This window comes from Bradyrhizobium forestalis, assembly GCF_002795245.1.
Classification (GTDB): domain Bacteria; phylum Pseudomonadota; class Alphaproteobacteria; order Rhizobiales; family Xanthobacteraceae; genus Bradyrhizobium; species Bradyrhizobium forestalis.
The window spans coordinates 97,127-115,288 of sequence record NZ_PGVG01000014.1; the positions used below are offsets into that span (position 1 = coordinate 97,127).

Here is an 18,162-nt window from a genome sequence, read left to right on the forward strand (position 1 = left end):
CGCCAATATGTGGCTTTGCGGTAGCTTAAGGCGCCAAGTAGTTGACATCGCAGGGAGTGGTGATATATTTCTCGGTGCCATAAGGCGCCGATAAGCCTTTTAAGGGAGCCTTAAGACGACATGCCTCCTCGCAGTAAGTTTATCAGCGCACCACCCTCTGCCGTTCAGGAAGCGATCAAGCGCTTGGGCAACAACCTCCGGACCGCGCGCCTGCGCCGCAACCTGAGCCATACAGAGCTGGCAACTAAGCTGGGCGTAGATCGGCACGTCATCGCCGATGCTGAGAACGGGAAATTGAGCACCAGTGCCGGCGTGTATCTCGGCATGCTGTGGGCAATGAATCTTCTCCCGTCTCTTGCCGACGTTGCCAACCCGAAGAACGATGAGGAGGGGCTCGCTCTAAGCGGCCTCGATGAGCGCGAGCGTGCGCGACAGGGGGGGGGGCCAAGCAATGCCTTCTGAGGAATGTTTCGTCTATATCACGCTGCCAGGCCAGACAGAACCGGTTACGGCCGGGCGGTATCAGCTCGACACGACACGCCAAGGTGCCGCCGTTGGACAATTCGTCTATGGCCGCAGCTACCTCGAGCGAAAGGATCGCGTCGAGTTCGATCCGGTCGAGCTCAAGATTCAAGTTCCGCCATTCCGAACAACGAAGCTGCGGGGCAATTTTGGCGCGTTGCGCGACAGCTCTCCGGACGCCTGGGGACGCAAGCTGATGGAAACTCGTCTGGGCAATCCGTCGCCGAGCGAAATTCAATATCTGCTCAATTCACCCGACGATCGCGCCGGCGCCTTGGGCTTTGGTCTCAACGTGCAACCGCCGGCACCTGTTCGTACGTTCAACAAGACGCTGGACTTGGCGCGTTTAATCGAAGTAGCCGACCAGATCGTTGCCGCCGAGAAGGATCCAGCAGCAGCAGCACCAGCACCAGCAGGTGCTGACGCTGAACAGGCAGAGGCGTTGATGCGCGCGGGCACTTCGATGGGGGGCGCGCGGCCGAAGGCCACTGTCGAGGACGAGGGTGCGCTTTGGCTCGCGAAATTCCCCCACCGCGACGATCGATGGAATAACCCTCGGGTCGAGCACGCCATGCTGACCCTTGCTCGCGGGTGCGGGATCTCGTGCGCAGAGAGCCAGATGACCACGATCGGCGATAAAGATGTCGTCCTGATTAAACGGTTCGATCGGAATAAGACGGAGAAGGGTTACCACCGCAGCAGGATGGTGAGCGCCTTGACGCTGCTCGATGCCGATGACACGCCTGATACTGTCGATAAGCGTCAAAAATGGTCATATCTCCTGCTGGCTGACGAAATTCGGCGAGCCGCATCCGGAAGTCAGTCGAAAGATCTGCCAGAGCTGTTTCGGCGGGTGTGCTTCAACGCTCTCATCTCCAATACCGACGATCATCCACGTAACCATGCCATCTTGGCAAAGGACCAAGCGTGGTCTCTGTCACCGGCATACGACCTCACCCCGAACCCGATGATTGCCTTGGAGCGCCGGGACCTGGCGATGGCGTTCGGCAACTGGGGGCGTTACGCCAACCGGCTCAATTTGCTCTCGCAGAGTGAACGTTTCCTCTTATCAAAAGAAGAGGCAACGGCAATCGTCGACGGCATGAAAGCGATCATTGGGGAGTCCTGGTATAGGGTCTGCCGACAGGTTGGCGTCAGCGAGCGTGACTGCGAATTGATCCGTAGCGCGTTCGTTTACGAAGGCTTCGGTTACGATTTGGCGGATCCGACGATCGCAACCGACGACGCCGAAGAGCTGCCAACGACCCGTCCGCGTTAAAGCGAACGGGAAATCTGCCGAAGCGCGATGATCGCGCGCTCATCAGGCGGCCGCCAGAAGGCGCCAACCGACAGTGGACGAGACATCTAGGTCGCTAGTCCTGAGCGTGGCCGGAGGAACGCCGCAGATGCCTGATGATATCTGAATAGCGGCCAGCTTTTTCGACGCGTCGGACCAACTGCGCCAGGATCGGTAGCTTGCTTCTGCTGCTCGAAACGCCTCATAGGTTTAGGTGACATCGGCATAGGCAGCCACGCTGCCGAGATGCGCGTCGTTCAGATCGCTGCCTTTCCATTGCCATACGAGATAGCCACACGCCTATTCGAAAGCCTCGAATCAACCAAAACGCGACGGACGAGGGAAGACGCAGGCTGCGTCGGCTTTCCAGTCAGACGCGACGCAAGACCTTTCGATGCCTTTGAGTACGCGTTCCTGCTTCGCGGGTAATAACCGAGCAGGCGGTATTCAACTCATTTGCTAGCCCGCGGAAACGAAGCACGAGCATAATCCCGTGGGCGATATCCGGTTAGCATCCGGACAAAGCACATCTGACCCCGCGCTCAACCTGCTCGCGACTTGCGCTGACTCTCAGCTATGAAGCGGACAGGGCAGCGCCCAGTTGGTCTAAGGCGACCCTGAAGCATCAAAGCTGGGACTGCTGTCCTTCGACTGAAGAAGCATATCGGAGGACAGCCGCTGCAACCGATCATCCTTTCCAGCAATAGTCCACGAGCCGTGCCGTTTCCTAGCGCGAAAAACTCCGGCAAAGCTGCCGTCAAGTGGCCCGCTGCCGTAGCATCGGCACGGGCCTTCACTTCCTCGAAGCGGTTGCGCGCGGCCTGCTCTTCCTGCCGAAGCCGTTACTCGGATCGCTAGCCCCTTGCACGTCGGCCTTGACCTCGAAGCGTTCAGTCCCTTGGGGCGACAATCGTGCGGTGAAGCGGGACATGGGATTCCGGCTCCGGGGTTCGGCGCGCGGTCTCCCGCGGGAAATTTTTGCACCAAGATTGGCTTGATCGTTCCTGTTCTGTTTAAGACGAGCCTGGAGGCGGCGTCAATTAAGGGACCGTTTCAATGGGTTACTTTGATCGCCTTGGACGAGCCCTGACAGTCTCAGAATCTAATTGTTTGGGATTTCGAGTTCTCCGCGAAGCGACCGCTGCTCATATGGCTGCTTGGCACCTACCCAACTTTACCCAGTTGCGCTCGTATCCGGGCTTATGAGCCATTTTACTTCGATCTAGACCTCCAAATGTCCAGAAACGTCAAGGAGGAAGATCGTGTCTCACCATTGCGAGGGCGACGTGAGGTCGGTCCGGGATGGTCACGCCTCCGATCTTACGGGCAAGGTCGCGATTATCGCAACCTTGGACACAAAGGGCCGCGAAAGCGCTTATCTCGCGCGCGTCATCGAACAGTGGGGCCGCAAGACTCTTACGATTGATGTAGGCACATCAAACAGAAGGTGCAGAAGCGAGGCGGATAGCAGCGATGAACGGGTGGCTGCACCCGCTGAGCTCTTACGGGAAATAGCCGCGGGCGCGCGTGAAGAAGTCAAGGAGCTCCTGCGATCCGGTGCGATCGACGCCGCCGTCGGAGTGGCGGGCGGCAAAGGTAGCGCAGTCTTCGGTGAAGTTGTATCGGATTTGCCGTATGGATTCCCAAAGCTGCTGGTGAGCAGCGCGAGGCCAGCCCTCCTGGCCGAACTCGCCCTCCACCATGACATCATCCTCTATCCGACCCTGATCGATCTGTTCGGAATCAACGCGTTCACCGAACGCGTTCTGGACAATGCAGGGCGCGCCATTGCGGCGATGCGCTATGTGCCTGCTCGAGAGCGGCGGAAGAAGACTGTTGCGATCACTGCCTTTGGGGTCACGACGCCGGCGGCAAATCGCTGTGTAGCGCGGCTGGCAGAGGCAGGCGTCGACGCGGTTGTCTTTCCGGCCAATGGCGCTGGGGGCCGCAAGATGGAGCAGCTCGTGTCCGCCGGTGAGTTCGATGCGGTGATCGATTTGACCACAACCGAGCTCGCTGACGAGCTGGTCGGCGGCACGGCCAGTGCAGGTCCGGATCGGCTCAAAGCAGCTTCTCACCGCATGATTCCTCAGCTTATCGCGCCGGGAGCTGTCGACATGGTGAACTTTGGCCCTCCCTCGAGCGTGCCTGCCGAGTTCAAGGGGCGCCAATTCTATTCGCATACCCCCTTCACGACGCTCATGCGCACGACCGCCTCGGAGAACGAGCGCATAGGCACGCTCACAGCAGAGCGCCTCTCGCAAGCAAAGGCGCCCGCCCTCGTGTTGTGGCCGGCCAAGGGGGTGTCTGACTATGACCGGGACGGTGGAATCTTTCGAAATCCTGAAGCCGATAGAGCCTGGTTCGACGCTGTCAGGCAAAACCTCCCGCCCTCGATCGTCGCTCGCGAGCTGGATTGTCACATCAACGATCCGGAATTTGCGGACGCGGCCGCATCGTGGATCGTTGAACGACTGACACCAGGAGGGTCCTCCCGTGCGGATGTTTGATCGGCCCGAAATACTCGCAAAGATCACAGCTCAAGTTGAGGCGGGAAAGGCAGTGCTTGCCGCGGCGAGCAGTTGCGGGCTCGTCGCAAAATGCGCAGCTCTGGGCGGGGCTGACATGCTCGTGGTCTACAGTACTGGGTTATCGCGGTTGATGGGGCTGCCGACGAGCCGGATCGGCGATTCCAATGCGCGGACGCTTGAGCTGGCGGCGGATATCCGCAATGTCGTCTCCTCCGTTCCTGTTATAGGCGGTGTCGAGGCGTGGGATCCCCTCCGGCTCGACCTCGATGATCTTCTGGACAAGTTCTGGGCTGCCGGCTTCTCCGGCGTGATCAACTACCCGACCATTTCAACGATGGGTGAGAAATGGCGTGAGCGTCGAGGCCGCGTCGGGCTCGGCTTTGAGCGTGAAGTTGAGATGATCGCGGCCGCTCGCAAGAAGAACATCTTCTCGCTCGCCTACGTCGCAAGCCCGCACGACGCCAAAGCGATGGCAACGGCGGGAGCCGACTGCATCGTCCCACATGTCGGCGCAACGCGCGGCGGCCTTGTGGGGCATGAGGAGGGACAGTCGATTGAAGAGGCCATCAGGCGCATCAACGACATCAATGCTGCAGCTCAAGCCGTCCGCCCGGACGTCACCCTTCTCTGCCATGGGGGGGCAATCGCTGAGCCCCAGGATACCTCGGAAGTCTACCGATCGACCGGATGTGTCGGATTCGTTGGCGCCTCCTCCATCGAACGGATCCCGATCGAGCGGGCGGTGAAGGCTGCTGCCGAAGAATTCAAAGCCGTTCCGCTCACGCGAGAGCGTCAGCATCCACTGCAGAATCTGCACCGAGGCACGAATGAATAGCCCAGTCGCCGAATTGAAACCCAATGCCGCTTCCTTCTCCAAAGCAAGCAAGCCAACGCACGATTTGGAGACGGACGTGCTAGTGATCGGTAGCGGCGCGGCCGGACTGTCCGCAGCGCTCTATGCGGCAAAGGCCGGGCTTCGCGTGACGGTGTGCGAGAAGTCTGACCGGCTCGGTGGCACGACCGCCCTGTCGAACGGCATGATCTGGGTTCCATGCTCAATACAGGCCCGAGCCGCGAAAATCGATGATTCGATTGCGAAAGCGAAGACCTATCTGCAACACGAACTTGGCAATTACTATCGCCCCGAGTTCGTGGACGCTTATCTTGAAGACGGCCCAACGGCGCTCGCCAGCTTGGAGAATGGGAGCGAAGTGAAGTTCACGCTGGCCTCCGCTCCAGATTATCATTCCAGCCAAATCGGCGGGGTCGACAAGGGGCGGGCGCTGAGCCCAGCACCTTACGACGGACGGCTTCTCGGCAAGGATTTCGACCTGATAGGTGATCCGATTCGCGTCGTGCTCGGCGGCATGATGATTTCGTCCGGCGAGGTCAGAAGTTTCCTCAACCCCTTCCAGTCGGCTGCCTCGCTCAAACACGTCCTGCGCCGGGTCAGCCGCTACGCAGGCGACCGGCTGCGCTACAGGAGGGGCACTGAACTCAGTGGCGGGAATGCGCTGATTGCGCGGTTATTGGTAAGCCTTCGTAGATATGGCGTTGAAATCCGGCCACGCTGCCCGGCGGTAGATCTGACGAGGGAGGGAGGGAGAGTTACTGGCGCACTCCTCAAGCGGGATGGCAGAGATCTCCGCGTCCGCGCCTCGCACGGAGTAATCCTGGCAACCGGTGGCTTTGCGCGGGACGGGAAATTACGCGCCCAGCTCAGCGGAGCCCACCAGCACAATGATACGCTCGCCCACAGCGATGTCACCGGCGATGGTATTGCGCTCGCAGGCAAGCTCGGAGCTGCGATCGATAATGACGTTGCATCGAGCGGCTTCTGGACGCCCGTCTCGATCCTCAGGAACGGCCGCTCCTTGCAAGTGGTCCCGTACGGCTGGCTCGATCGTGGCCGTCCAGGCGTCATCGCGGTGGGGCCAAATGCCAAGCGCTTCGTCAATGAATCCAATTCGTATCATGATATCTGCCTTGCCATGTTCAACAACGGTTATCCGGCGGACAAGCGGTTCTATTTCATCTGCGACAAGGAATTCGTTCGCCTCAGGGGCATGGGACATCTGCTCCCCTGGCCATGGACATTGAGTGTCAACAAGTATGCCCGGTTGGGCTACATTGAGATCGGCCGGACTATTGCGGAGCTTGCAGCGGAATTGGGGCTCGACCCGGACGAGCTCCAAAAGACCGTTGAAGAACACAATGCCCACGCAGCTGAGGGACGCGATCCGCTCTTCAGCCGGGGTGAATCGGCTTTCAACCGCACGCTGGGAGATCCGGCGGTCGGAAAGAAAAACCCGAACCTTGGGCCTATCAAGAGCGGCCCATTCATCGCACTCCCAATTGTCCCGGCAACCCTTGGGACGGCGACTGGCCTCTCAACAGATGCAGAGGGACAGGTCCTGAATGGAAATGGGGCGCCGATCGCAGGTCTTTATGCCTGCGGCAATGACATGACCTCGCCGATGCGTGGAATCTATCCTGGGGCAGGCATTACAATCGGCCCGGCGATCGTGTTCGCCTACCGCGCGGTCCACAGCATTGTGCGGTCGGCGCGACAGGAGCAGCCCGCGGCGGCATCATGAGCGTAAGCCGAATGTTCTCTCCTGTTCCCCCGCGACGACGGACCAGAAGTAAAGCGAGAGTGCGCATGGCCAACCAGCACCGTTATAAACACGTTATGAGCCCTGCCGGGCTTCATGCAACTATGATCTCATGAACTGGAGGGGCACGATGCGCCGCTCACGCCACGCCAAGATCGTCGCAACCGTCGGCCCGTATGAACGCTCACCGGGAGGCAGTTGCGAGGCCCCGGTGATGCTGAACTGGTCGGTGAAGGAGTTCGCCGACCGAAGCGGGTTGTCATGCGCCGTCGTCAGGCGGCTAGAAGAGTATAATGACACGCCTCCGGCGTCCGACAAGTTGCTTCAAACCTTGTAAAACACGTTTGCGGGGCGAATTGAATCTACATTTCCGCTGGTTGGCAAGGCAGGCTTCGGCCGCAATGAGCTTTTCAGTACTGAACAAACACCCTGCGGCATAGCCAAGTGGTGCGTCATTTCACCTGATTTCTTCCATTTCGACATCGTTCGCGGCGGAACGCGTTTGCGCCCCCTGCGACTCGGTTAGGACATGCGGGTAGCTCTCCTATCGTTTTGGCTGAATTGAAATGGCCTGGCGAGAATGTTCGCGGCCCGCCGGCGGCTCTCTTTACGCGGGCGCAATGTCGGTTGCCCTGCGTACATTACCCAACATTACTCAGACTTCCCTACATTTCTCTAGGCAATCTCGCGCAGCATGTCGTGAATGAAGCGCCGATAGGCGGGCCGCCCAAGAAGCCCACCATCGCCTGCAACTCCCATTGCCGGGATGACCTTCTAGGAGCGCTCTCGTGCCAGCAGCCCTTCGTTTCCAACGAGTAGCTCACCCCTTCAAACGATCGGGGTGAAGAAGATGTGCTCGCAATCTCAAGGAATCTGAGGCAGCGGCATGGATACGCTACTTATCGCCATGTTCGAAATCTTGAGCTTCGGCGCGATCGTTGTCCTGGTCGTGCTCGGCCTCGGAATCATTGCCAGCATGATGGGTATCTTCAACTTCGCCCAGGGCGAGTTCGTCCTGCTCGGCGCCTACGTCACTTATCTCGTGCACAGCCTCGGTTTGCCGGTCCCGCTCGGCATGCTTGTCGCCCCCGTCGCGGTCGGCGCGCTTGGTTTCGTGCTGGAAAAAGTCGTGGTGCGACGGTTCTACGCCGCTCCAATCGTCGCCATGCTTGGCACCTATGCGCTCGGGCTGATCATTCGTGAAGCCGTGCGCGGCCTGACCGGCGGACTCTATCTCTCCGTGCCGGAGCCAATCAGTGGCTCTATCATGATCGGTGGCCTGCATTTCGCCGCCTGGCGGAGCGTCATCGTCATAATCACTTTGCTGGTGATGGCCGCGAGCCATGCACTGCTTGCCCATACCTCGTTCGGCCTGCGAGTCCGCGCCTCGCTGGAGAACCCACAGCTAGCGCGTGCCTCGGGCATCTCCACGGGCATGATCTACAGCGTCACTTTTGCGTTTGGCGCGGCGCTCGCGGGCCTCGCCGGCGCGCTGATCGTGCCGGTCTTTTCGCTGTTCGCCGATCTCGGCATCCGATTTCTCATCCAGGGTTTTGTTGCCGTGATGGTCGGCGGCGTCGGGTCCTTCGCGGGCCCGGTCGCGGGCGCCAGCGTCATCGGCACGTTCAGTGCCTGGTTGCCTTGGCTGATGTCGCCGGTCATCGCCGACGTTCTGGTGTTCGTGCTCGCCATCATTTTCATCAAGTTCCGGCCGCAAGGCTTAATTTCGGGAAGAGGGGTCAACCGATGATCAACGCCAACCGTCAACTGAGTCGCCGCCGCTTTCTCGGCAATTTTGCCTTCGCTTCCGCGGCCATCGCCGCGGGCCCGGGGAGCTGGGTGATTCGCCCGGACTGGGCAAATGCTGCGGAAGGTCCGATTAGGCTCGGCATTGCGACCGATCTTACGGGGTCACTCGGCTTTGCCGGCAACACCGACGCCAATGTCGCTCGCATGCTGGTCAAGGAGATCAACGACTCCGGCGGCCTGTTGGGACGCCCGATCGAACTCCTGATTGAGGATACTGCCTCCGACGAATCCGTCGCCGTGGGAAATGTGCGCAAGCTGATTCAGCGAGACAAGGTCGACTTGGTGATCGGCGGTATCTCGAGTTCGATGCGCAATGCGATCAAGGACGTCATTATCTCTCGCGGCAAAACGCTCTATATCTATCCGGAAGGTTACGAAGGCAAAGAGTGCACGCCCTCTCTGTTCTGCACCGGGCCGGTACCGGCTCAAAATTGCGACCAGTTCATTCCCTGGTTGATCGAAAATGGTGGCAAACGCTTTGCCCTACCTGGCTCCAATTATGTTTGGCCGCAAACAATTAACGCCTATGCGCGCAAGGTGATCCAGAGCAGTGGTGGCGAAGTCGTCTTTGAAGAATACTACCCGCTCGATCAGATCGACTTTTCCTCTACGGTTAACCGCATCATATCCAACAAAGTAGACGTGGTTTTCAACGCCATTGTCCCGCCCGGCGTTAGCCCGTTCTTCAAACAGCTCTACCAAGCCGGATTCTCCAAAAACGGCGGGCGGCTGGGCTGCGTCTATTACGACGAAAACTTCCTGGAAATGAACCAGGCCCATGAGATTGAAGGGCTTGCGAGCAGCCTCGACTACTACAAGGTGCTCGCGGCGGAGGATCCAGTGAGCGCCAGGATTCAATCGGCTTACGACAAACAATTCCCTGCCAAGTTCCGGTTCTCAGCAGGCAGCGCCGCTACCGGCACCTATCGAGGACTGAAGCTGTGGGAAGCTGCAGTGAAGGAGGCCGGTACACTTGACCGCGACGCGGTAGCCGCCGCCCTCGACCACGCGAAAATTGCGGAAGGGCCGGGCGGGCCTGCCGAGATGGCGCCCGGCAAGCGCCACTGCAGGATGAAGATGTACATTGGAGTGGCGAAGGGCGGCCAGTACGAGATCGTCGCGCGCAGCGCCGGCCTGGTCGATCCGAAGGAGTGCTGATGTCATCGACCGGCACTGGCATACAGCCCCCGCCACGCGTCATTGAAGCTGCTCGTTCGCCCCTCATGGCATCTGCCTTCGCAGGGCGAAAGAAGGTGCTTCCGATTCTCGAACTAGCATTGCTGATTGCCGCTTCCATCGCACCTCTCGTCTTGCGGGATTACATCACTGTCTATGCGACACGAGTGCTCATTCTGTGCCTCTTCGCGTTATCGTTCGATCTGGTGTGGGGCTATGCGGGTATCTTGAGCTTGGGTCAGTCGCTGTTCTTCGGCATGGCCGGCTACGGTGTGGCGCTGCTTTCTCGCGATTTCGGGGTTGGATCGATCTTTGCCGTTCTTCCGGCCGGAACCCTGATAGGCTTTGTGGCCGCATTGTTGCTGGCGGGCTTCCTGCTGCTCGGCCGTCACCCCTCCAGTGTGGTCTTCGTTTCGCTTGGCACTATGACCGGAGCTTACGCAGCTGACCGCCTGGCGAGAGGTTCACATTATCTTGGCGGTCAGAACGGTATCCCGTCGATCCAACCGATGACAATTGGCTCGCACGAACTGAGCGAGGGCCCAGGTTTCTACTACCTGGTGCTCGCCATTCTAGTTTTAATCTACCTTCTGTCGCGCTTTCTGTTGCGATCCCAGTTCGGCCTCGCGCTGGCGGGATTGCGAGAGAACGAACAGCGGATCGCCTTCTTCGGGTACAAAGTGCAACATTTGAAGGCGATCATATTCGCAATCAGCGGCGCGATTGCAGGTACTGCCGGTAGCCTTTATGCGTTTCACGAGGGGTTCGTCTGGACGAACATGCTGGGCGTGGTCATGTCGACTCAGGTCGTGCTCTACGTCTTGTTCGGCGGCTCCGGGACATTGATCGGTGCGGTCATCGGCACGGCGATTGTCGAGGGACTCAGCTTCTGGCTGTCCGACAACTATCGCGATATTTGGCCGATCATTCTCGGCGTTCTGCTGTTGCTCGTCATTCTGTTCCGGCCCCTCGGCTTGATCAGCCTCGTGTTGGGCGAGCGGGATCGTGTAGGTCATTTCGGCCCGAGCCTCAAGGAGAAGCGCAATGCCGCTCCTTGAAGCCGCCGGCATCTCCAAGGTCTTTGGCAAGCTCACCGCTCTGGATGGAGCGGCGCTCACCGTCGGCGAGAGAGAGTTTCATGGCCTCATCGGGCCGAACGGCTCGGGCAAGAGCACGCTGATGAAGTGTCTTGCAGGTGCGCTCGTGCCGACCCGAGGCAAGGTGACGTTCATCAACACTGACGTCACCTCGTTTACGCCGCCAGAGCGTGCGCGGGCCGGCATGAGCCTGAAATTCCAGATCACCGCCGTGCTACCGCCCCTCACGCTTTACGACAACATTCTGCTCGCGCTGCAGGCCCAGTCGTCACTGCTGGACCTGGCGTTCTCGCGCACTCGTGGACGACTGCACGAGGAGGTCATGACGCTGCTCCTCCAGTTCCGGCTCGCCGATCGGGCCTTTGATGCTGCGGCGACCCTATCTCACGGGCAGCAGCAATGGTTGGAGATCGCGATGGCGCTCGCATGCCGACCGCGCCTGCTGCTGTTGGACGAGCCCACCGGCGGCATGAGCCTGGAGGAGCGCCGCGTCACCGGCGAATTGCTGCAGCCGGTCAAACAGCATTGCTCGATCGTCATCGTGGAGCACGACCTGGATTTCATCCGCGACATCTGTGACCGCCTGACCGTGCTCGATCAGGGCAAGGTGCTGGCGTCAGGAACGGTTGCCGAGATCCAAGCCAACAGAAGCGTCCAGGAGATTTATTTGCGCCGTGCCTGAATTCCTCAATATCAATCATCTCGATGCCGGCTATGGACGTAGCCAAGTCTTGTTCGGAGTCAATATGGCCATCCCGCCGCGTGGCGGGGTGGCCGTCCTCGGCCGCAACGGCGCCGGAAAGAGCACGCTCATGAAAGCGATTGTGGGCGAACTGCCGGCATGGAAGGGCTGCCTGCAGTTCAACGGCCAAGACATCGATGGCCGGCGGACCGAAGTGCGGGTGCGGGCCGGCATTGGATACGTGCCGCAAGAGCATTCAGTGTTCGCGCGCCTCTCCGTGCGTGACAATCTCGCCGTCGGATCGCTTTTGCACCGCGATGGATCGGCAGTGGACCGGGTGATGAGGATGTTTCCGAAACTCGGCCAGCGCCTCGATCAGCCGGCCGGAACGCTGTCCGGTGGCGAGCGCAAGATGCTCGCAATCGGGCGCGCGATCCTCGGAAACCCGAAACTCCTCCTGCTGGATGAGCCGACCGAGGGTGTCTGGATCGGCGTCATCGAGGAGATCACCGAGCGCTTGGTCGAGCTAGCCGGAGAGATCGCCATCATCATCGTCGAGCAACATCTCGACCTCGCAATGCGTGTAGCGGAGCAGGCCTATGTGCTCGATCGCGGCCGTGTCGCGCTTTCGGGCCCGGCGCAACAGCTGCGCAACGACCCGCGGCTGTTGACGTATCTGGCGCCGTAGAGGCGTTCGCCGGCGGCCACTCCCTGGTGGAAGGTGGCGCATTCGAGTTCCTTGAGATGGCTGAGCAGAGAGGGTCCATGTCCGAAACCATCAGCGATTTTGTCAATGCGTGCCAAGTCGTCGATGTTCATGAACATCACATGCCCGAGGTCGCACACAGCCCGGACGTAAATCTGTTGAAACTGCTCCAACAGAGCTATGCGGCTTGGACGAGCCACGTGCTGCCATCCGAGCCCAAGGCAACGATCGAAGTGATATCTAGCCCTACCGAGCCGACCAACTGGGAGGCCCTTGCTCCGTTCCTCGAGAGGAGCGGATCGAACGCATTCGTCCGTAACCTCGTCCGCGGAGTCGCCGAGCTTTACGGCGTCGCCGACACTGGAATCACGCGCGACAACTGGGAGGCGGTAGACGCGTTAGTGCGCTTGCGCCACAAGGAAGCGACATGGCCAAGTGAAGTGATTGGGCGGGCCGCCATCGGAAGGATCGTAACGGACCCGTTTCTCGATCCGTTGATGGATCCGCGGCCGGTCCTTGGGCAAAGTTACGATGCGGTCCTGCGCATTAACGCATTCGCCCTCGGCTGGCATCCCGAATCTTGCGATCATAATGGAAATTGTGGGCATACGTTGCTGCGGCGCCTCGGCCTAGAGGTGAAAACCTTCGATGATTATTGCGGCGCAATCCGTGAGCTCGTAGCCGGCTGCGCCCGGCGCAATCACGTTGCGCTCAAAAACGCACTCGCCTATGACCGGAATCTAAGCTTTGACGATCCGGATGAGGAACTGGCTCGGCAGGCTTGGGGACAAAGATCTCCATCCCCTGCGGCGCGCAAGGCGTTCTGCGACTTTGTCGTCGACTTGTTTTGCCAACTCGCAGGCGAGGCCGACCTGCCAGTCCAAACTCATCTTGGAACGGCAATCATAAGCGGCTCCCACCCCCTGCGCATGACCGGGTTGATTGAGCGTCATCCTCGGACCCGCTTTCTGCTGATGCATTTGGCCTATCCATGGAGCCGGGACCTGTTGGGAATGGCCTTTGTGTACCGAAATGTCTGGCTTGATTTGTGCTGGTCTTTTCTGTTGAGCCCTTCCCATTTCAAGCTCGCCCTCCACGAAGCCATTGAAGTCTTGCCAGATGAATCGCGAATGATGATTGGAGGAGATTGTCTTCACGTTGAGGAGACGTTTGCCGCAATACAGGGCGCGCGCCGGTTGATCGGCGAGGTTCTGAACGAAAAAGTCGCGAACGGTTACTTTCGGTCGCGAGACGCAGAGCGCTTGGCAATCAGAATCCTTGGCGAGAACGCGAAGGAGTTTTTCAGACTGTCCTGAATGCTGCCTTCGTTACGCGATTTTACCCAAACATGAGCTGAAGAGGGTGATTGAAACCCAAAACGAGGGATAGCTTTCAGGCTGCCGCGGTCCGCCGGAAAGAGCAGGGCACGTGGATTTAAGGCCATGAGCTAAGAGGAGGTCAGTTCGATGTTGAATGATCACCGACAACTCAGCCGCCGCCGCTTTCTCCGCAATTTCGCCTTTGCCTCTGCGGCCATTGCGGCCGGCCCGGGCAGCTGGGTGATCCGTCCTGACTGGGCCAACGCCGCCGAAGGCCCGATCAGGATAGGCATTGCCACCGACCTTACGGGGGCACTCGGCTTTGCCGGGAATACCGACGCCAATGTCGCTCGCATGGTGGTCAATGAGATCAACGAGACTGGTGGTCTGCTGGGGCGCCCCATCGAGCTCCTGATCGAGGACACTGCGTCCAACGAGTCCGTAGCTGTTGGCAATGTCCGCAAGCTGATCCAGCGAGACAAGGTCGACCTGGTGCTCGGTGGCATTGCGAGCTCGATGCGCAACGCCATCAAGGACATCATCATCTCTCGTGGCAAGACGCTCTACATCTATCCGCAGGCCTACGAAGGCAGGGAGTGCACGCCCTATCTGTTCTGCACCGGCCCGGCACCGGCGCAGAATTGCGACCGGTTCATCCCCTGGCTGATCAAGAATGGTGGCACACGCTTCGCGTTGCCTGGCTCCAACTACGTCTGGCCACAAACAATCAACGCCTATGCGCGCAAGGTGATCGAGAGTAGCGGCGGGGAGGTGGTGTTCGAGGAGTACTATCCCCTCGACCAGATCGATTTTTCATCGACCGTGAGCCGCATCACGTCCAACAAAGTAGACGTGGTATTCAACAGCGTCATCCCCCCGGGCGTAGGCTCCTTCTTCAAACAGCTTTATGAAGCGGGCTTTTCGAGGAATGGGGGGCAGCTGGGCTGCGTCTACTACGACGAGAACACGCTCGAAATGAATCAGGCTCACGAGATCGAAGGCCTCGCCAGCAGCCTGGACTATTACAGGGCGTTCGCGGTGGAAGATCCGGTGAGCGCCAAAATTCAGTCGACTTACGAAAAGCAGTTTCCTGGCAAGTTCCGGTTCTCAGCAGGCAGCGCCGCGACCGGCACTTATCGAGGGTTGAAGCTGTGGGAAGCCGCAGTCAAGGAAGCCGGTACAATTGACCGCGACGCGGTCGCCGTCGCGCTCGACCACGCAAAGCTTGCGCAAGGGCCTGGCGGGCCGGCGGAGATGGTGCCGGGCAGGCGCCACTGCAGGATGAACATGTATGTTGGTGTGGCAAGGGCCGGCCAATACGAGATCGTCGCCCGTAGCGCCGGCCTGGTCGACCCGAAGGAGTGTTGAATGCCCCATGTTGCACGGGCCGGCTTCGCTGGCGCCGCATGCGGGCAGATCGCGATACCTAGTTCCCGCGATAGTTCGGCGGCCTCTTCTCGAAGAAGGCGTTCATGCCTTCCTGTTGGTCAGCTGTGCTGAAGGCAAACCGGATCGCTTGGCGCTCAAACTCGAGCCCGGCGTCCAGCGTGGTCTGAAACGCGGCGAGAACGGCGGCTTTGGCAAGTTCAGCCGAACGGGGAGGCTTTTGCGCAATCAGATCGGCTAGTTCGAGCGCACGAATCTGCGCCCTGCCGCCTTCGACAACTTCCGCCACAAGGCCGGCCTGCATCGCGATCCGCGCCGTGATGGATTGGCCGCTCAGGATCATCAGCATGGCCAGCGACTTGCCAGCCACGCGTGTCAGCCTTTGCGTAGCGCCGTCGCCCGGCAATATCCCGATGTTGATCTCAGGCTGCCCAAATACCGCCCCTTCGCCTGCTATCACGATATCCGCGAGCAGTGCCAATTCGTGGCCGCCGCCGAAGCAAATGCCCTCGACTGCGGCAATGAGAGGCTTGGGGAAATTGGCGACATCCCTCCAGGCAGAACGTCGCGCGGAATTGTCGATTGCCTCAAAGCCGCGCTCTCGCATCTCCTTGATGTCCGCGCCGGCAGAGAAGAACGCATCGCTGCCACAAAGCACGACACAGCGGACATCTTCGTCGATTGCGGCATCGCGCAAGGTGGCGCCTAGATCCACGATCATGTCGTTGCTTAAGGCGTTTCGTTTCGATTTCCTGTTCAGCGTCAAAAGGCGCACGTGGGGCGCGACAGATGTCGACAGGATGAGATCGGACGTATTGGTCATGGAGCGGTTCTCTTGAAGTAATATGAGAGTCAGGCCCTTAAACTGAAATCGATTTCTTAGCAACAACGCTCTTTGAGGGCTGTTTTCACGGTATCAGCCGCCCGCGGCGCTGGCGCCACAAGCTCAAGGTGGGCTGAAGTGGCCCCATAAGGCGGCCCTCAGCCTTGAAAAGCGGCTTGACTCCACGGTTCCGAATTCTTATTGATCGTGAAATCGATTTCAAAGATGGTGTCAGTATGCCCGATGAATGCGGGAAACCGGAAGCGTGCGGCCGGTGGGTCGCATCTGAAGGATCTCATTGACGCTGCGGCGGTCTTGCGACGCCGCGCTGTCCAACAAGAACATCAGCTTCTTCAGAAGCGCGCTTAGAGCAACAGGAGGAGGGTTAGCCATGGGAATGGCACGGAATGTGGCGCGCGCTTTATGCGAGCCGCCGCGCAAGTCGGAAGCAACGGTGGAGGCGTCCTGCGCGATTGTCGTGCAACGGCCACTCGTGAGGCGAGGCCCGCAAATACATGAAGCCAGGCGGGCTTTCCGTCGGCGTCCCGGACACCTTTTGCGCCTGGCTTCCGCGGGTCCGGCCTGCTCAAGGCCGCCGCTATCGTAGACCCCCCATCGCGGCGGGCGCAGTTGAGCCGACGAGCGGCTGCTCGTTCTCGCGCGACCCGCAATATCATTAACGTCATCAACGAAGCCCGAGGACCCATGAACATCATTGCTCAGCCCAGCGCTGGACCCATCCAGCTTGACAAGCAAACTGCCAACAAGCGGATGACCGCCGGCCTTGGAGGAGGGGTGGCGCTGGAGTGGTACGACTGGAATGTCTACGGCGTAATGGCAGCGTTTCTCTCGCCGCACTTCTTCCCTTCCGATGATCCCACCACCTCGCTGCTGGCGGGGCTGGCCGTGTACGGGGCGGGCTTTTGCGCTCGACCGCTCGGCGCGGTTTTGCTGGGGCCGGTCGCAGATCGCATCAGCCACAAGCGCGTGATGCTGATCTCGGTCACGGCCATGGCGGTTTGCTCGCTTTTGATATCCTTGCTGCCCACCTACAAGGACCTCGGCGTCACGGCGGCCATAGCGCTGCTGATCATGCGTCTAATTCAGGGGCTTGCCACAGGCGCTGAGGCTGGTGTCGCCAACGCCATCGCAATTGAATTGGCGCCACCTGGAAAGGAGGGGCACTACCTCGGTCTGATTGGTGGCACGTTCATCCAGTTAGGAAACCTTGGGTCCAGCCTGGTTGCCTTCCTGGTGAGTGCCTCCGTCGCACCTGAAGCCATGCGCGAATGGGCCTGGCGCATACCCTTTGCGGTCGGTGGCGTGCTCGGCCTTCTGATCATCTATCTGCGCACGACGGTGCCGGAAACCTTGATCAATCGAGCCATGCATCGTCAAGACGAGTCTTCGCGCATTCAGGAAACGACTGGCGGTGTGTGGAAAACGCTATGGAGCGTCCGCCTTTCGCTGCTCGCCGTCATCCTGGTGATCGGGTCGGTGCAGATCGCCAACTATGCCTGGAATACCGGTCTGCCGAACATGGCAAACACAGTCTTCAAGGAGAACAGCACGTATGTGTACGGGATCATGACGCTGATGGTCCTGATCTGGATGTCAACGGCGCCTCTTATCGGCGCTTTCGCGGACAAGGTGCGACCCTCGCGTGCGTTCACGCTGCTGCGCCTTTTGCTCATCCCATGCTTCTTCCTGACACTGCTCTATTCGGAAAAAGGCATCGTCACGTTCTTCTTTGTCACGGTGTTCGGCGGCGCGATCGTCGGCTTCAACATGGCCCTCTATAACTTCATCGCCACCACGCTGATGCCGCGCGCCGTGCGGACCACCGGAGTGGCTCTCGGCTATGCGCTCGGCGTCTCTTTGTTTGGTGGGACGTCACCCTATCTGCTGGTCTGGTTGCAACGCGAGCACATCGCCTGGATGTTTCCCGTCTACGGATCGTTGATCGCGCTCCTCAGCGTGCTGGTCTACCAGATCGCCAAGAAGCGCGGGCGCCTCTACATCGGTGAATGAACACGCTCTGCCCCTGCGCTTCGCCGTACCCGCGGCAGACGCAAAGTGTCCACGTCAGGTGCAAAACATAAGAGCGCTCGCGCGTATCCCTTTGAGCATGGGGTCGGCGCAAGCGTCCTTGCGAGAGCAGTCATTCACAACACAAAGACTGCTTACGCGGCACTGAGT

At 59.7% G+C, this 18,162-nt stretch carries 14 protein-coding genes; 13 read left to right on the top strand and 1 reads right to left on the bottom strand.

Annotated features, from left to right (window positions below; translation table 11 throughout):
- Positions 1–120: 120 nt before the first annotated feature.
- The 12 genes from CVM73_RS18570 to CVM73_RS18630 all read left to right on the top strand — a co-directional run bounded on the left by CVM73_RS18570 (position 121) and on the right by CVM73_RS18630 (position 15,122).
- A complete protein-coding gene (locus tag CVM73_RS18570) occupies positions 121–462 on the top strand; it encodes a helix-turn-helix transcriptional regulator (RefSeq protein ID WP_100233366.1) in 342 nt (113 codons plus the stop codon).
- The gene (locus CVM73_RS18575; RefSeq protein ID WP_100233424.1) at positions 452–1,801 is read left to right on the top strand and encodes a type II toxin-antitoxin system HipA family toxin; all 1,350 of its coding nucleotides are present in this window, start codon (positions 452–454) and stop codon (positions 1,799–1,801) included. The genes CVM73_RS18570 and CVM73_RS18575 overlap by 11 nt, the downstream gene beginning before the upstream one ends.
- A 1,280-nt stretch (positions 1,802–3,081) precedes the next feature.
- Complete coding sequence (locus CVM73_RS18580) at positions 3,082–4,329, top strand: Tm-1-like ATP-binding domain-containing protein (protein WP_245452335.1); 1,248 nt, start codon at positions 3,082–3,084, stop codon at positions 4,327–4,329.
- Entirely contained in the window at positions 4,322–5,185 is an 864-nt protein-coding gene (locus tag CVM73_RS18585) for a phosphoenolpyruvate hydrolase family protein (protein WP_100233367.1), read from the top strand. Before CVM73_RS18580 ends, CVM73_RS18585 begins: the two co-directional genes overlap by 8 nt.
- Positions 5,178–6,947, top strand: coding sequence for an FAD-dependent oxidoreductase (locus CVM73_RS18590; RefSeq protein WP_100233368.1), 1,770 nt, complete (start codon positions 5,178–5,180; stop codon positions 6,945–6,947). Before CVM73_RS18585 ends, CVM73_RS18590 begins: the two co-directional genes overlap by 8 nt.
- A 904-nt stretch (positions 6,948–7,851) precedes the next feature.
- Positions 7,852–8,715, top strand: a complete 864-nt coding sequence (locus CVM73_RS18600; protein ID WP_100233370.1) for a branched-chain amino acid ABC transporter permease — start codon at positions 7,852–7,854, stop codon at positions 8,713–8,715.
- Positions 8,712–9,932 (top strand): substrate-binding protein, encoded by a 1,221-nt coding sequence (locus CVM73_RS18605; RefSeq protein WP_100233371.1) that lies wholly within the window; start codon positions 8,712–8,714, stop codon positions 9,930–9,932. The genes CVM73_RS18600 and CVM73_RS18605 overlap by 4 nt, the downstream gene beginning before the upstream one ends.
- Before the next feature lie 65 nt (positions 9,933–9,997).
- The gene (locus CVM73_RS18610; protein WP_100233372.1) at positions 9,998–11,008 is read left to right on the top strand and encodes a branched-chain amino acid ABC transporter permease; all 1,011 of its coding nucleotides are present in this window, start codon (positions 9,998–10,000) and stop codon (positions 11,006–11,008) included.
- On the top strand, positions 10,995–11,729 hold the full coding sequence (locus CVM73_RS18615; RefSeq protein WP_100233373.1) for an ABC transporter ATP-binding protein: 735 nt from the start codon (positions 10,995–10,997) through the stop codon (positions 11,727–11,729). Before CVM73_RS18610 ends, CVM73_RS18615 begins: the two co-directional genes overlap by 14 nt.
- On the top strand, positions 11,722–12,417 hold the full coding sequence (locus tag CVM73_RS18620; protein WP_100233374.1) for an ABC transporter ATP-binding protein: 696 nt from the start codon (positions 11,722–11,724) through the stop codon (positions 12,415–12,417). Before CVM73_RS18615 ends, CVM73_RS18620 begins: the two co-directional genes overlap by 8 nt.
- 77 nt (positions 12,418–12,494) lie before the next feature.
- Complete coding sequence (locus tag CVM73_RS18625; protein ID WP_158237578.1) at positions 12,495–13,751, top strand: amidohydrolase family protein; 1,257 nt, start codon at positions 12,495–12,497, stop codon at positions 13,749–13,751.
- A 150-nt stretch (positions 13,752–13,901) separates the two neighbouring features.
- Positions 13,902–15,122, top strand: a complete 1,221-nt coding sequence (locus CVM73_RS18630) for a substrate-binding protein (RefSeq protein ID WP_167406917.1) — start codon at positions 13,902–13,904, stop codon at positions 15,120–15,122.
- 58 nt (positions 15,123–15,180) lie between these two features.
- On the opposite strand, the gene CVM73_RS18635 is transcribed toward CVM73_RS18630, so the two are convergent.
- A complete protein-coding gene (locus CVM73_RS18635; RefSeq protein WP_100233376.1) occupies positions 15,181–15,963 on the bottom strand; it encodes an enoyl-CoA hydratase-related protein in 783 nt (260 codons plus the stop codon).
- Positions 15,964–16,668: 705 nt separating this feature from the next.
- Here CVM73_RS18635 and CVM73_RS18640 point away from each other — a divergent pair.
- On the top strand, positions 16,669–17,994 hold the full coding sequence (locus tag CVM73_RS18640; protein ID WP_100233377.1) for an MFS transporter: 1,326 nt from the start codon (positions 16,669–16,671) through the stop codon (positions 17,992–17,994).
- Positions 17,995–18,162 lie beyond the last annotated feature (168 nt).

Excerpts from the sequence above, each read along its gene's own strand:
- CVM73_RS18570 (WP_100233366.1), top strand. The coding sequence starts at position 121 with ATGCCTCCTCGCAGTAAGTTTATCAGCGCACCACCCTCTGCCGTTCAG.
- CVM73_RS18640 (WP_100233377.1), top strand. The coding sequence starts at position 16,669 with ATGAACATCATTGCTCAGCCCAGCGCTGGACCCATCCAGCTTGACAAG.
- CVM73_RS18575 (WP_100233424.1), top strand. The coding sequence starts at position 452 with ATGCCTTCTGAGGAATGTTTCGTCTATATCACGCTGCCAGGCCAGACA.
- CVM73_RS18625 (WP_158237578.1), top strand. The coding sequence starts at position 12,495 with ATGTCCGAAACCATCAGCGATTTTGTCAATGCGTGCCAAGTCGTCGAT.
- CVM73_RS18635 (WP_100233376.1), bottom strand. The coding sequence starts at position 15,963 with ATGACCAATACGTCCGATCTCATCCTGTCGACATCTGTCGCGCCCCAC.
- CVM73_RS18615 (WP_100233373.1), top strand. The coding sequence starts at position 10,995 with ATGCCGCTCCTTGAAGCCGCCGGCATCTCCAAGGTCTTTGGCAAGCTC.
- CVM73_RS18605 (WP_100233371.1), top strand. The coding sequence starts at position 8,712 with ATGATCAACGCCAACCGTCAACTGAGTCGCCGCCGCTTTCTCGGCAAT.
- CVM73_RS18590 (WP_100233368.1), top strand. The coding sequence starts at position 5,178 with ATGAATAGCCCAGTCGCCGAATTGAAACCCAATGCCGCTTCCTTCTCC.
- CVM73_RS18585 (WP_100233367.1), top strand. The coding sequence starts at position 4,322 with ATGTTTGATCGGCCCGAAATACTCGCAAAGATCACAGCTCAAGTTGAG.
- CVM73_RS18610 (WP_100233372.1), top strand. The coding sequence starts at position 9,998 with ATGGCATCTGCCTTCGCAGGGCGAAAGAAGGTGCTTCCGATTCTCGAA.
- CVM73_RS18630 (WP_167406917.1), top strand. The coding sequence starts at position 13,902 with ATGTTGAATGATCACCGACAACTCAGCCGCCGCCGCTTTCTCCGCAAT.
- CVM73_RS18600 (WP_100233370.1), top strand. The coding sequence starts at position 7,852 with ATGGATACGCTACTTATCGCCATGTTCGAAATCTTGAGCTTCGGCGCG.